General features: G+C 39.8%; 17 protein-coding genes. 3 read left to right on the top strand and 14 right to left on the bottom strand.

Annotation, left to right across the window (positions count from 1 at the left end; all coding sequences use genetic code 11):
- Positions 1 to 9: 9 nt before the first annotated feature.
- A complete protein-coding gene (locus V7654_RS19380; protein WP_335432439.1) occupies positions 10 to 885 on the top strand; it encodes a metal-dependent hydrolase in 876 nt (291 codons plus the stop codon).
- Positions 886 to 947: 62 nt separating this feature from the next.
- Here V7654_RS19380 and V7654_RS19375 read toward each other — a convergent pair whose 3' ends face one another.
- The 5 genes from V7654_RS19375 to treP all read right to left on the bottom strand — a co-directional run bounded on the left by V7654_RS19375 (position 948) and on the right by treP (position 6,603).
- Entirely contained in the window at positions 948 to 1,160 is a 213-nt protein-coding gene (locus V7654_RS19375; protein ID WP_335432438.1) for a hypothetical protein, read from the bottom strand.
- A 247-nt stretch (positions 1,161 to 1,407) separates the two neighbouring features.
- Positions 1,408 to 2,595, bottom strand: coding sequence for an alanyl-tRNA editing protein (locus V7654_RS19370; protein ID WP_335432437.1), 1,188 nt, complete (start codon positions 2,593 to 2,595; stop codon positions 1,408 to 1,410).
- A 158-nt stretch (positions 2,596 to 2,753) separates the two neighbouring features.
- Positions 2,754 to 3,164: a YugN family protein gene (locus V7654_RS19365; protein WP_335432436.1), complete on the bottom strand. Its 411-nt coding sequence runs from the start codon at positions 3,162 to 3,164 to the stop codon at positions 2,754 to 2,756.
- A 297-nt stretch (positions 3,165 to 3,461) separates the two neighbouring features.
- Entirely contained in the window at positions 3,462 to 5,147 is a 1,686-nt protein-coding gene (treC, locus tag V7654_RS19360) for an alpha,alpha-phosphotrehalase (RefSeq protein WP_335432435.1), read from the bottom strand.
- A 40-nt stretch (positions 5,148 to 5,187) separates the two neighbouring features.
- Positions 5,188 to 6,603, bottom strand: coding sequence for a PTS system trehalose-specific EIIBC component (treP, locus tag V7654_RS19355; RefSeq protein ID WP_335432434.1), 1,416 nt, complete (start codon positions 6,601 to 6,603; stop codon positions 5,188 to 5,190).
- Positions 6,604 to 6,904: 301 nt separating this feature from the next.
- On the opposite strand from treP, the gene V7654_RS19350 reads away from it, so the two are divergent.
- Both V7654_RS19350 and V7654_RS19345 read left to right on the top strand, forming a co-directional pair.
- Positions 6,905 to 7,345 (top strand): YkvA family protein, encoded by a 441-nt coding sequence (locus V7654_RS19350; protein ID WP_335432433.1) that lies wholly within the window; start codon positions 6,905 to 6,907, stop codon positions 7,343 to 7,345.
- A gap of 252 nt (positions 7,346 to 7,597) precedes the next feature.
- Complete coding sequence (locus V7654_RS19345) at positions 7,598 to 7,852, top strand: hypothetical protein (RefSeq protein WP_335432432.1); 255 nt, start codon at positions 7,598 to 7,600, stop codon at positions 7,850 to 7,852.
- Between the two features lie 130 nt (positions 7,853 to 7,982).
- Here the strand turns inward: V7654_RS19345 and V7654_RS19340 are convergent, their stop codons facing one another.
- The 9 genes from V7654_RS19340 to V7654_RS19300 form a co-directional block, all read right to left on the bottom strand.
- Positions 7,983 to 8,852 (bottom strand): carbohydrate ABC transporter permease, encoded by an 870-nt coding sequence (locus tag V7654_RS19340; RefSeq protein ID WP_335432431.1) that lies wholly within the window; start codon positions 8,850 to 8,852, stop codon positions 7,983 to 7,985.
- A complete protein-coding gene (locus V7654_RS19335; RefSeq protein ID WP_335432429.1) occupies positions 8,849 to 9,844 on the bottom strand; it encodes a carbohydrate ABC transporter permease in 996 nt (331 codons plus the stop codon). Before V7654_RS19335 ends, V7654_RS19340 begins: the two co-directional genes overlap by 4 nt.
- Positions 9,845 to 9,952: 108 nt before the next feature.
- Complete coding sequence (locus V7654_RS19330; RefSeq protein WP_335432428.1) at positions 9,953 to 11,245, bottom strand: ABC transporter substrate-binding protein; 1,293 nt, start codon at positions 11,243 to 11,245, stop codon at positions 9,953 to 9,955.
- 390 nt (positions 11,246 to 11,635) lie between these two features.
- Entirely contained in the window at positions 11,636 to 12,253 is a 618-nt protein-coding gene (locus V7654_RS19325; protein ID WP_335432427.1) for a hypothetical protein, read from the bottom strand.
- The gene (locus tag V7654_RS19320; RefSeq protein WP_335432426.1) at positions 12,237 to 12,764 is read right to left on the bottom strand and encodes an RNA polymerase sigma factor; all 528 of its coding nucleotides are present in this window, start codon (positions 12,762 to 12,764) and stop codon (positions 12,237 to 12,239) included. Before V7654_RS19320 ends, V7654_RS19325 begins: the two co-directional genes overlap by 17 nt.
- A 199-nt stretch (positions 12,765 to 12,963) precedes the next feature.
- Positions 12,964 to 13,095: a YjcZ family sporulation protein gene (locus tag V7654_RS19315; protein ID WP_335432425.1), complete on the bottom strand. Its 132-nt coding sequence runs from the start codon at positions 13,093 to 13,095 to the stop codon at positions 12,964 to 12,966.
- 36 nt (positions 13,096 to 13,131) lie between these two features.
- The gene (locus V7654_RS19310; protein ID WP_335432424.1) at positions 13,132 to 13,233 is read right to left on the bottom strand and encodes a YjcZ family sporulation protein; all 102 of its coding nucleotides are present in this window, start codon (positions 13,231 to 13,233) and stop codon (positions 13,132 to 13,134) included.
- A gap of 233 nt (positions 13,234 to 13,466) precedes the next feature.
- Positions 13,467 to 13,832 carry a hypothetical protein gene (locus tag V7654_RS19305; RefSeq protein WP_335432423.1) on the bottom strand — a complete coding sequence of 122 codons (366 nt, stop codon included), beginning with the start codon at positions 13,830 to 13,832 and terminating at the stop codon, positions 13,467 to 13,469.
- 190 nt (positions 13,833 to 14,022) lie between these two features.
- Entirely contained in the window at positions 14,023 to 14,322 is a 300-nt protein-coding gene (locus V7654_RS19300; RefSeq protein WP_335432422.1) for a metal-sulfur cluster assembly factor, read from the bottom strand.
- Positions 14,323 to 14,550 lie beyond the last annotated feature (228 nt).

Raw genomic sequence — 14,550 nt, 5'->3', positions numbered from 1 at the left:
AGGTGAACCATGGATTCAATTACTCATACATTATTCGGTTTAGCCCTATATGGCTCCCTTGATAAAAGACATATGGGAAAATCCCAAAAACGAGCTTACCTGCTGACAGCGGTCGGTGCCAGCCAGATTCCCGATATCGATGTGATTTCAAGATTTTGGGATAGCGAAGGCCTCTACCAGATGTGGCACCGAGGCATTACTCATTCCTTGTTCCTGACACCATTATGGGCTGCATTGTTTATTTTACTATCTTTCCTTCTATTTAAAGTGAAAGATCTAAAATTATTTTCCCTTGGATGGTTGGCAGTATTGATCCACGACACGAGTGATTTATTCAATGCCTGGGGAACAGGATATCTAGAGCCATTTTCCAGCATTAGAATATCATTCGGTACCATTCCAATCATCGATTTTGTTTTCTGGGTTATAATCGGTACAGCGTTTGTCGCTTCCAGGATTAATAAAATGAAAAGCTCTTATTATTTTAAATTCGCATGGGCTTTCATTGTCCTGCACCTGATTGTCCAAAGTGTCCAGGGCTGGATCATCTACAATCAATACGAAAACAAATATGATCAAATTGCCCTTTCCGCTGGATTCATTCCATGGACTTATAACGTTATCACTAAAAACGACAGCAAAGTAGCGATTTTCCAGGATAATCTTTTCTCTGATAAAAAACTTCAATATGAACTTACATCCGCTGAGAATGCCAATCTGAATAACTTATTTAAGGAAAAACCAGAAGCACGCACCCTCTATGAATGGTCACCCTTTGTCGTCATTGTCGATGATAATGAAAAATTGGGCATCTATGACCCGCGATTCTATCGCAATGGACAATCTTTTTTATTTGAATACATTGATCGCACACAAAACAATTAAACTATATGCTGAAAGAATAAAAGAGCAGCCCGAATCATGAGGGCTGCTCCTTAAATTTATATTTACATATTGGCTTGGATATCTTCCATCATCTCATCAATAGTGTCAGTAATTTCGCTTGTCTTTGTGGCAATGGCGATTGTAAACTCCAACAATTCTTTGTATTTCTCCACTGAAATCATCGAATTCGTTTTCTCAAATTCATTCATTTTCAAACCCAGATTTTGCAGGATCATAATGGCTTCTTCAATAGATCCTTTTTCAATTTCATACATTCTGATTCCCCCTATTTCTCTGGTTGAATTCCATTATGAGGGAGTTAAACCTATTTTTAAATGGTAAAACTTTCATCCATATCCAATCTAACTGTAAAAAATAGGTTGAAAGTCTTTTTTTTAATCATTTTTCCTTCAGAATCTTTAAATATTACATTAAATAATGAAAAATCACTTCTAATGAACTACACCTTTCATCCTTAAAATTCTTATTTGTTCATCATAAACAGTTTTATAAAATAGTGCCTTAAGCATGGATAATTTCTTTAATCTGTTTCATTAACTGCTCACCTGGGATCAGCTTGTCACCACCGCCCTGGGCAAAAGAGTCATTTCCTCCGCCTTTTCCGTTTATCATTGCCAATGCCTTCCCTGCCAGTTCCTTCATATTACCTTGAGCCGACATGCCCCGGGCAAATACAAATTGAAGCTTGTCTTGATTTTCAGCTATAAGAAGGAATGTTTTAGTATCTGCCTTCGATACAAGCAATCTTGCCAGCTTTTGAAGCTCCTGAACACTCCTGTTTTGAAACACCCTGCTGATCAAATCCTGGCTGCTCCGCTCGATTAATGCTGAAACTTCATATGTTAAAAGTCTGTCCTTCGATTCTTCAACTGTCTTCTCGAGTTCTTTCCGGTTTTCAAGCATTCTCTGTACAGCTCCTGCCATCTCTTGCTCAGGAGCATTCAATAAGGATGTAAGCTGCTGGAGGATGGTGTGCTTCTTCTCAAGGTGCTGGAGCACACGAGTTCCGCAAACGAACTCAACACGGACTTTTTTCTTTTGCCTTTCCCATCCTAAAATTTTCAATGAGACTACCTGGCCAGTACTGCTTGGATGCGTCCCGCCGCAGCCATTATAATCAAAATCCGGGATGATGACGAGCCTGATATTCTCTGACACAGAAAGTTCTTTTCTAAGTTGATATTGTTTCAATTCATCATTATTGACCCATTTAGTGACAATCGGACGGTTTTCAAGGATAACCTTGTTCGCCAGCTTTTCGACAGCAGCCGCTTCTTCACTTGAAAGATTGTCCGTTTCCAAGTCAATCGTCAGTGTTTCTTTGCCAAGGTGGAAGCTGACTGTTTTATATTGAAATAATTCCTCAAAAGCTGCTGATAAAATATGCTGGCCAGAGTGCTGCTGCATATGATCAAAACGCCGCTCCCAATCAATGAGGCCTTCTACATTTCCACAGTCAACTAACGGTTCAGCCAGGTAATGGCGTATTTCCCCTTCGACTTCCTCAACATCAATAACCTCTACTCCATTTATGCTGCCAGTATCAAACGGCTGTCCGCCACCTGTCGGATAAAAGGCTGTTTGCGATAATACAGCATATAAACGACCAGATTCATCATTTCTTTGTTTGATTAGTTCAGCCGTAAAACTTTTAAGATAAGAATCTTTGTAATACAATTTCTGTTCCATTGCCAAATTCACGCTCCGATTTCAAACTTTGATAACAAGTATAGCATTTTTTAATATTTCTAGGTGCAGGAGCAAACGCTGTTTAGTGATGCTGTCCAGGGGAAACAGAAAAGCAGCCTCCAATGGCTTGGATAGCTGCCTTTATAAGTATTGATTCTTTATAATGCTGTAAGTGCCTTCTCTGCCTTGCTGACTAATGACTTTCCTTGTTCTACATATTCTTCAGGGAAAGGGGCATTCTTATCGGCAGGCTCCTTAAACTGATTAAAGGAACCCGTGAGAGCACCTATGTTCCCTTCGTCATCCACCTCTGTTTCAAATTGATGATCCAGCAAAAAAGGTGTCCCAAGCTGGACGAGGGTGTCATCATCGTCCAATGGACCTCCGGTGGTCTTGAAAGGAATTCTGACGTATTGCTGGTCACCATGGTCATCATTCATTTTATAATCGATATACGCATGGTCATACTCCCAGTTTCCGTTAATCGTAAAGCCAATTGGCTCCAATTTTTGCTTCAACTCTGCTACAGTTAGCTCTTTTCCTTCTATATTAGATTGAATTTGTAACATATCTCAGACCTCATTTCGTATAGGATTGGCATATTTGTTTTTTCCACTCCTAAACAGGCCTCAAACATGTAATAGCATACTGGGAAAATGAGATTTTTAGAATTCGATTTATACATTCACTACGAATTCAGCAATAATCACTACGCTTTCGTAAGGAATCGCTACGATTATTATAAGAATCACTACATTTTGTATAGGAATCGCTACGAAATTACAGATAATCACTACTTTTTCCACCTTGTGGAAAATTCGCGGCAGGATTAAAAAAATAGTGGAGGCACTGGGCCTCCACCTGAATTATTTAGTTAAATGGTAAACAACTGATTCATAAGGACGAAGTTCAATCCGTGAAACATCCTCACCAGAATCATCATAGTTCGATAGCAGAAGCTCCACTTCATAGCCCTCCCGCTTCACATCATCAGGAAGCTCAAACACTGTTTCTTTTCCGTAAAAATTGTTAACAACGAGCAGCTTTTCATTCTCGCTGTTCCTGATATACGCAAAGAGATTTGGATGATCTTCAAGAATCAGCTCGTAATCGCCATACGTGATAATGTCGTATTGCTTTCTAAGCTTGATCAGTTTTTTGTAATGATAAAAAACTGAATCTTTGTCAGCAAGAGCATTTTCGACATTTATCGTCTTGTAATTCTTTGCCACATTGATCCATGGAGTGCCTTTTGTAAAACCTGCATGTGCTTCAGCATTCCATTGGACAGGTGTCCTTGAGTTGTCACGTGACTTGCTTTGCAGGACTTTCAAAATTTCTTCCTCTGGCATACCTTCTGCGAGCTTGATATTATACATATTCAAAGACTCGACATCGCGATAGTCCTCAATTTTTTCGTAGTAAGGATTCGTCATCCCAATTTCTTCGCCCTGGTATATATAAGGTGTCCCCTGCATCAAATGGACAGCAGTTGCCAGCATTTTGGCAGATTGACGATGGTACTCGCCATCATTCCCGTACCGGGAAACAATCCGGGGCTGGTCGTGGTTGCACCAGAATAATGCATTCCAGCCTCCCCCTTTATGCATTTCGGACTGCCATAACGATAAAATCCGTTTCAAGGCGAGGAAGTCAAAATCAGCAAGCGTCCATTTGTCCCCATTCAAATAATCTACCTTTAAATGATGGAAGTTGAAGGTCATGCTTAATTCATTACTATCCGGATTCGAATATTTAATACAGTTCTCGATTGTAGTTGAAGACATTTCGCCAACAGTCATGCTGTCATACTTCGAGAAGACCTCGCGATTCATCTCCTGCAAATACTGATGGATCTTAGGCCCGTCCGTGTAAAATTTACGCCCGTCCCCCGGTGGCACTGACCCGTCATCATCCGGGAAGTCCTGTTCTTTGGAAATTAGGTTAATAACATCAAGCCTGAATCCATCAACACCCTTTTTAAACCAGTAGTGCATCATCTCGTACACATCATTGCGAAGCTGTTCATTCTCCCAGTTCAGATCTGCCTGGGTCACATCAAAAAGGTGAAGGTAGTATTGACCTGTTGCCTCGTCATACTCCCACGCATTCCCGCCAAACTTGGATTCCCAGTTGGTCGGTGCGCTTCCATCTTCTTTTGGATCCTTCCACACATAAAAATCCCTGTAAGGGCTATCCTTTGACTTACGGGCATCCTGGAACCACTCATGCTCTGTTGATGAGTGATTCACCACGATATCCATAATTAGTTTGATGCCGCGCTGATGCGCTTCTTCCAGCAGCTGGACGAAGTCTTCCATAGTGCCGTATTTTTCATAGATTTTATAATAGTCTCTAATATCGTAACCGTTATCTCGCTGCGGGGAATCATAAATTGGCGTCAGCCATATTACATCTACACCTAGTTCTTTAAGATAATCAAGCTTGGCGATGATTCCCTGAAGGTCGCCTGTTCCATTACCGGTTGTGTCATAAAAACTTTTTGGATAGATTTGATAGACTACAGCCTTTTTCCACCATGGTTCAGTCATTGATAAAATCCACCTCCGTCAGGATTAACTCTGGTTGCTATTAAGCTTCTTTTTTCTGTTTCGCCTTTGCCATTATGAATGTCAGCACGAATGGAACAACAAGTGCGATTCCCATACCGATGAAGAACACTCCCCAAAATTCTGTGAAAATGGACAAGAATGCAGGCAAACCGCCAACACCAATGGATGGTGCCTGAACACCGCGAAGTGTAATCACAATTCCAGCGATTGCTGAACCTATAATCGCAGCAATAAATGGATATTTATATCGCAGGTTCACCCCAAACATCGCTGGTTCAGTAATTCCAAGCCATGCAGAAATAGCTGATGTTAAGGATAAGCCTTTAAGTTTTTCATTGTTTTTGTCTGCAAACATCATCGCAAAAGCAGCAGAACCCTGTGCAATATTAGAAAGTGCTACCATTGGCCATAAGAATGTACCGCCAATCGTACCGATCAATTGTAAATCAACTGCAAGGAACGTATGGTGCATTCCAGTGATGACGAGTGGTGCGTAAAGTCCTCCGTAGATTAATCCGCCAATTGCTGGAACGGCGTCAAAAATGCCTACTACTGCATCAGTAATGCCATTGCCAATCATAAATGTAATCGGTCCAATTACGATGAAAGAAAGGAAACCTGTTACCAATAACGAGATCGGAGCAACTGTCAACAGCTGGAATGCATCAGGGATGCTTTTTTTCAGGAATATCTCCATTTTTGCAAGTACATAAGAAGCAAGCAATACAGGCAATACCTGGCCTTGATAGCCTACTTTTTCAACTGTTAATCCAAATAAATTCCATGTAGGAATCTTGCCTTCCTGCTGAGCTGCGCCGTACCCCCAAGCATTCAATAAATCGGGGTGAACAAGCATTAAACCGAGCACAATACCGAGAAGCGGGTTTCCGCCAAATTTATTGACGGCACTCCAGCCGATCAATCCTGGCAAGAAAACGAATGCAGTGTTCGCAATCAGATTAATGATGCTTGCAAAGTCTGCCCAGTTTGTATAAACATCAATGAGTGCCTTGCCTTCAAAAAAGATATCCTTACCTGTAAGAATATTATTGATTCCCATTAACAAACCGGCTGTGACGATTGCTGGCAAAATCGGAATGAAAATATCTGCCAGCGTTTTTATCGCTCTCTGCAATGGATTTAAATTTTGTTCGGCAGCATCTTTAATTTCCTGTTTTGTCGCTGTACCAATGCCAGTGATTTCAACCATTTCGTTATATACTTTGTCTACCAGTCCCTGGCCGATTACAACCTGATATTGACCATTAGCTGAGAATGAACCTTTTACAAGATCGATGTTTTCGAGTTTATCTTTATCTACCTTGCCTTCGTCCTTTAAGGCAAAACGCAGCCTAGTAACACAATGTGTTGCAGCAGCAATATTTTCTTTGCCGCCCACAGCTTCAACAATCTGCTCAACTGCTTGACGATTCATATTTCTCTCCTCCTGTTACCGTTTTCATTTAATTTCTAAAAAATAATGCATTACAGAAAACTTGTATATACATGGTTTTGATTACGTTTTCATTTTACTTGTATATACAAGATTCGTCAACCATTTTAAATCATCATATAAAATTCCCTTAATTAGCGGAATAAAACAATCATCATCCTTTTTAGTCCATTTCATTTACTGGTTGGAAAATTTTCTTAGTACTGCCGATGTTTTGATAAAGAATAAATAAGGGTAAAAATAGTAGTATTAACTTTTAGCACGCGCAGGAAGGGTGTTAATCATGCTTGGCACAAAAAGAATAGAAGAAGGATATAAAAAGTTTGAAAAAAAAGCGAAAGAATACGTAAAACGCCCAGAAAAGACGGATGTTCTCATAAAGGATGCAACTAAAAAAGCTGATGATAAAAAGGGTTCCCTTACAGAAATATGGGACAACCTGCAACTCCTTTTTGAATTAGTCAGCGCATGGCGTAAAGGTGAATATAGAAAAATTCCTACCGCTTCAATTGTTACAATCATAGCCTCCATCATCTATTTCGTCTCACCAATCGATTTGATGCCCGATTTTTTGGTAGGATTGGGGATTGTTGATGATGCGGCAGTCATCGGCTTTGTCTTAAAACAAATCACAGCCGACTTGGAAAAATTTAAAATTTGGAAGGAAAATAATAACGTGGAGAATGTGATAGACGACAAAGATATTCCTCAGCATAGCTTGTAAGACGATTACGTCCGGATAATCTGGGCGTATTTTTTATTGGGAAAATTCCCTTCCCCCCTTTTGTACTACATTGCCCTAGAGAATAATAATGAATTTGTCCTATTCTAAAATTCATATTAAATCCGTACTTTAAAGTAATAGTAAATTTTTTACAAAGTTGATGGCTCACCTGACGCCCCGCGGAAAGCGAGTGCCTGGAGAGGAAATCAACAGAAAACTTTAACAGAGCCTAAAAAAAGGGGGAAGGAAAAAATGCAAAAGTTAATGATAATGACATTTGTCCTGCTGCTAATTTTCTCTGGATCTGTAATTGCCTCTCCTTCACAGAAAGACTCACTTTCAAAGGTTAAAAACACGAACACCAACACAGTAGAAACAATCCAGCAAGAAGGTGTTGCGAATCCAGATGGCTACTTATGCTGGCGTTGCACAAGTTATGCTTATTATGACGGATATAGAGTTTGCGTTTCAGGCATTTGGCTGACTACATGTCCAGTTTCCAATTAATGTTTGTAGTTAACTTTCTTGATGGATGTTAATCACGTTTTCGGGCTCTGCCTCTTAGTCCTAAAATGGATAGTTCCAAACGAAAATAAAAAGGATGCTGCACAGTTCAAAGTGCAGCATCCTTTATTTACTAACCTTTTGTACCTGATGCAAGATTAGAGCCTTCAATAAAGTACCTTTGGAAAAAGAAGAATAATAGCACCACTGGCAGCAGGACCGTTACCGACATTGCCATCAAATAATGCCATTGTGTCTGGACAGTACCTTTAAAGGTTTGAAGTCCGATTTGCAGTGTATACATACTTTCATCGTTAATATAAAGCAATGGCCCAAGCAAGTCATTCCATGCGCCGTTAAATGAAAAAATCGCAACGGTAATAAGTGCCGGTTTAGTTAACGGAAGCATAATATGCCACCAGATTTGCAAATGGCCGGCTCCATCAAGTACGGCAGCCTCGATTAACTCATTGGGAATCCCCATCATGAACTGGCGAAGAAGGAAGATGAAGAAGGCACTGCCAAGGAAAGCCGGAACAATCAGAGGCAAATACGTATTCACCCAACCAAGTTTTGAAAAGAGAATATATTGTGGAACCATTGTCACGAAACCTGGGATCAGCATCGTTGAAAGAACAATGACAAAAAGTGTATTTCTCCCTTTAAACCTGATCTTTGCAAAAGCATATGCGACAAGTGAGTTTACAAACACGCTGCCTATCGTCCCGATTGCGGCTATGAATAACGTGTTCATTGCCCAGCGAGTGAATGGAGCAGTCTGCCACGCTTCAATATAATTGCTAAAATTAAATTCTTTTGGAAGGAAAGTCGGCGGATACTGGGCGATTTCGGCGGGAGATTTAAGTGAAGTAGAAATCATCCACCATAAAGGCATTAAAATCAGTGTGCTTCCGGCAATGAGCAGCAGCGTGACAAATGTGTGCTTCATATTCTCTTTAAACTTCTTTGTTTCGTAGAATCTAGGTGCTGTCGCCGCACTCATTTTCCATCTCCCCCTTCGTAATGTACCCAGCGTTTTCCTAGTTTCATATTTACTACGGTTAGAATCATTACAATAATGAACAGCAGCCATGCCATCGCAGATGCATAGCCCATGTTAAAGACTTCAAAAGCGTTGTTCCACATATGCAAGTTATAGAATAAGAGTGAGTTCCCAGGTCCGCCGCTTCCATTTTCAGTCATGACATAAGCTTCCTGGAAAATCTGAAACGACCCAATCGTACTCGTGATGACATCAAAAAAGATGATTGGCGAAATCATTGGCAGGGTAATATGGAAGAACTTCTGCCAGGAAGTAGCACCTTCAATATCCGCCGCTTCATACATCTGTGGCGAAACCCCCTGCAAACTCGCAAGATATAAAAGCATCCCTCCACCAACACTCCACATTTTCATCAATAACAATGCGGGCTTTGTCCATTCCGGATCAAACAACCATGCCGGCCCATCAATTCCAAACCATCCCAGCATCGTATTTACTAAACCAGTTGAAGGGCTTAGCAGCTGCATCCAAAGGAAGTAAACTGCTACTCCGGATAACACTGCTGGAAGGTAATAGATTGTCCGGAAAAACTTCATGCCTTTTACCTTCTGGTTTAAAAGAACACCAAGTAAAATAGCTCCTGCAGTCGTCAATGGAACGGAAAAAATCACATAATAAAGAGTATTATAAAGAGAAGTGCGGAAAAGATCGTCCATTGTAAACATGCGTTTGAAATTTTCAAATCCGATAAAATTCATTTTTGAAGTAATATTATAATCTGTAAAACTTGCAGCTAAACTGAATAATAACGGCCCCAATGTCAAACCAATAAAACCAATGATCCAGGGAGAAATAAATAAATAGCCGGCAAGATTGTCTTTTGCCTGTCTGCTAAGGCCTTTCTTTTTAGCCACTGTCTCTTTTGCTTTAGGTTCATACAGAACTTTCCCACCAGCTTCTGTATGTGGCAGTGTTGTATCAGAAGACTTCATACCTTCCTAACCCCCCTAAAATACTAATTATCAGAAAATATACATGATTTCGAAAACAAAAGTTTTTATTAAAAAGAGAAGGGCATCGCCTTCTCTTTTCTTATTCATTTATTTCTTCATCTTTTTAACATCTTTTTCCGCTTTCTCCAATGCTTTTTCAGGAGAAATTTTACCTAAAAGCGCATTATCGATCTGCGGGTTGATTCGGCTATGATAATCAGGATACTCAACTGGTACCGGGAACATTTTTGTTTGTTCTAGATTCTTAACAGTAGCTTCATAGACTGTTTTGTCCGAGCCCTTCAGTTCGGAGACAGTTGCTTCCGCAGCTTCTTTGTTAGCAACATTGTCATAGTTTTTAACAGCCCAGTACTTTTGAGCGTCTGCACCAGTCAAATATTTAATGAAATCCATTGCTTCCTTCGGATGTTTTGCCCCTTTAGGAATTTCCGCAACGAAACCGCCGCCTTCTGCCCAGTTTCCAGTACCTTCCTTGTAAGCAGGTATAGGAGCGACTCCGAATTCAACGTTCTGTCCATAATCTCTTAGCTGTGTATAGAAGGTTCCTACATCAACCCACATCGCAACTTTTTCAGCGATAAACGGATTTGCCTGCTCACTGCCGAACTCTGCCTGGAAAGCTTGAACTGTATTCTCTCCCAGACGCTCTTTCCAGCCAAGAATCCATTCAAGTGCTTCAACTTTCTTTGGCGTGTTAATTGCCAATTCACCATTATCAATAAATCCTTTACCGTTATCAGCGTTAGTCATCCAGCTAGAAGCTCCTGCACTGCCCCATAATGGATAAAAACCGATGCGTTCGTAATTATCGCCTTTTTTCACATCTAATTTTTCCGCATATTCTTCTAGCTCTTCCCAAGTAGCCGGCGGCTTGTTTGGATCTAATCCCGCTTCCTTGAATGCTTTCTTGTTATAGAAAAGCAGTCGTGTATCTGTATTGAAAGGAACAGCATAAGGTTTGCCCTTATATTCAACTGTTTCCCATAAATGCGGATAAAATTGCTGTTTGAATGAATCATCGACATATTTGCTTAAATCCTCTACCTGTTTGTTTTCAGCACGCTGGGCAACAGTGTTAATGTCGTTGATGATGACGTCAGCAGGGTTTCCAGCTGCTACTGATGCAAGGTTTTTTGTCCAAATATCTCCCCATGGCAGGAATGTATGTTTGACAAAGACCTTATCTTGGGATTGGTTGTAATCATCGATGATTTTTTCAATGATTGGCCTACGTGTCTCTGAACCCCAGAATGTCCAGAAATTGACGATGACCTTCCCATCCTTCGTTTTTTCAGCCTCTGCTTTTTGTTCTCCTGAACATCCTGCAAGCAGACCAATTAATAAAAATGATACAAGAATTAATGCCAGACCCCTCTTCATGATTCTCCCCCTGTATATTCAAGTTGATATATTAAATACAAGCTAACTAATACCCGTTCATAAACATTGATAAACATTTAATTTTTTGGCTATGTAAAATTAGACTGTTAATTTCCGCGCCACGGACTCGCTTTCCGCGGGAGGCCGGTGAGCCCGCAGGACTTTGAAAAGCTTCCTTGAAATTACCCAAGCACAAAGGAAATGCGGTAGCATTTTCAAGTAGCCGAGAGTATCTTCCGCTCCAAACAACATTTGCTATAAATCAATAATGACCTTTAGCACGCCAATTTTTTTAAAATTTGTGTAGCATCCATTGTTTTCTCATAAATAATTCTCCAATTTCAGCTAAGTGAACTTTTTTACAAGCTAAATCAAAATAAAAAACAGGTTCTAAAATCGAACCCGTTTTTCGATATCTTCCACTGTTTTTATAATCATGCCTGCTGGTCCTGCATCGACTTTAAAGACCTGCTCACCCTTGAGTTCCTTAATATATAATTCTCTTTCACTGATCCAGAGCTTACATTCTGCTGGCTCCCTGCCTTCAAAAATAATCAAAAAATCATATAAAATTTTCCCGCTTGGCGCTTTTGGGACAGCAGTCATTCCAGTAAGGGCCTCGTTAATGTTTCCCATCCAGATCTCGTCATCTAAAATTGTTACTCCTGGTCTGGTCGGATTACTTTGAAGGGTAAAATAATGATCTGAATCAGACTTTGTCAAATAAGTTCTTACTACCTTCCCTGCCGCAAAATGATCCACTGGTTTTACAGAGTATTGCTGGCTATTCACCGGGTTGATAATTTGGATATATAGGAAACTTGAACTGACCAGCAGCATGGTAATTGTCAAGAGAGTTCCGGTCCAGCCCCTAAAAAACTCCCGAGAATGCTTTTTCGGCCTTCCAGTTTCCAATATATTTTTATAGGTTTTACGCTTTTGAATTTCAGACCTTGGTATATGATTAAGACTCCTGAAGCTATCTTCAAGTTCAAATGATCTCTTCAATTAATTCGCCTCTTCTCTTTAACTCTTTTTTTAATGCAGCCATTGCCCTGGATGTTGTGATTTTTACTTTATTCTCGCTCCAGCCAAGAATTACAGCAGTTTCCCTTATTGAAAACTCTTTAATTTTCCTTAAAATCAATACTTCTTGATAACTTAGCTTCAAAGATTTAATTGCTTTGTACAAGAGAGAAGTTTTTTCCCCTTTGACGATGATTTCAATTGGTGATGGCTGGGTGGACTGGATGGAAAACTTGTCCAGCGAAAAGAAACGCAGCCTGTTCACCCTTCTTAAATAGTCGATTGCGACGTTTCTGGCAATCTTCACTAACCAGGTAAACATTTGTGAATCACCATTGAAATGTTCCAAGTGCTTGTACACTTTTAAAAAGGTTTCCTGGGTCAAATCCTCCGCTACTTCTTTTTTTCCTGTCAGCAATAGGAGATAACCATAAACCTTGTCACTGTACTCCTCGTAAACTTGTTGGAAAAGAATACTGTATTGATCGCGCAAATTTCTCCCCCCTTTTTCCAAACAGTTAGACGAATGAGCGTAAAAAAAGAATCACTAATTTCGGAATTTTTTTATTTTATTTTAATATAACAGGTTGGCTATTTTTTGCCATCATCCTTAATGACTAACTTAAATCCATTGAACTATTCAAACAGCAAAAAAGTGCTTGGATATTCCAAGCACTCCCCTGTTTTTTTTCTTAATGATGGAAAGAACACCCAACAATAATTAAAAGGATAAACAGGACAACGATTAACACAAAACAACCGCTGCCATAGCCTGCTCCCCCATAGCCGTAACCTCCATAGCCGCAACCGCAACCACCGTACATAGTATGACCTCCTTTAAGCAATGGATTATTCAATTTTTAGCAGCAACCGAAACCCCAAGACGCTCCGATTATGATTAAGAGAATGAACAAAACAACTACCAAAGCGAAACCGCTGCCAAATCCGTGTGAATCACTCATCGTAACAACCTCCTTTTTTTATGTCCCTATATCCTATTCAGGCATAGACATTTGTGCAATTAAACGCCCGAAAAAAAATGAGCCTATATTCTTTTCATCAAATGGACCGTTTTGTTAACAAAGTTTTTCACCGGTAATGCAAGGTTTCAAGGTAATCAATTCAAATAGCAAATGAAAAATCTTTACGAAAAGACCATAAAAAAAGAGCCAATTTGGCTCCTTTTCGCTTCACCCTACCCGATCAGCTGTTCATGATTTCTAGACGCTTCATTCAGGAATTCGTATGTAATTAGTGGTTCAACCGGTATTTCCAGCCACCTCGAAACACCGTTCTGAGTAACCTTCTCCCTGTACACTGGTTTACAATCTTCAAGCAGGCACAGTCTTAATGTCTCAAAACCATTAAGTGACATAACCGTTTGTTCGATTTCATTCTTTTCTTCAGATGTAGTAAGCACTTTTTCTTTTTTCGGCTCCAGCAGTACGACAATCAATTCTTTTCGCATCTGCTTTTCTAGTTCCATTCTGGCAAATGCTAATTTTTTTAATGTCCTGTTCAATTTCCACATGCTGATGCCAGCTATTCTTTTTAAGATCATCATGATGCCTCCAATACTAACCCAACTCTTATTCTAAAAGACAATTCGTTAGAAGGTCAAAATATATTGGGGTATGGAAACAATTCTACTTTATTTCCTCTAATTGGCTTTTCATTTTTTATCATTAATGTATACGTAAACAGACTAAAAAAGTTACTAAGCGGCAACTTTTTAGTCTGTAGAATCCCTTTTACAAATCCAGTATATACTTCGCGTATCTAGACATTCGATCTTGTGTCCATTTTGGAGCAGACACCATCTTTATATCGATCTTATCATAATTGCCAATACGTTCAGCCAAATGTTCCCGAGCGGACAGCGCAATATAATCGGCCAGAAGGCAATCTTCATTCCGGGTCGTCATGACGATTTCAACATCATCATCGTCCTTGACACAAACCTCATATACTAGACCCAGGTTCACAATATCCACTCCAAGCATTGGTTCTTCCACTTCTTCGAGCAGTTTATAAATTTCATTTTTATTCATATTGAGATACCTCCTCCCAGTTATTAAGGATGTGTTAACTTACTTTTATCTTAAAAGAAGCAGGGAAAAAATAGGAGTGACTCACTTCACATTTCATATTATTGTCATTTTAAGAAGAATAATTTGTGTCTTTTTAACTGATGGAGTTTAATTTCTTGGCAATACTGAATTTCTTTTTTTATGGCTCTGTGATCCATAACTGTTGATTTCCGCTCCAGGCACTCGCTT

Source organism: Bacillus sp. JJ1609, assembly GCF_036967045.1.
GTDB lineage: Bacteria > Bacillota > Bacilli > Bacillales > Cytobacillaceae > Mesobacillus.
This window is presented reverse-complemented; position numbering and strand designations above follow the sequence as displayed.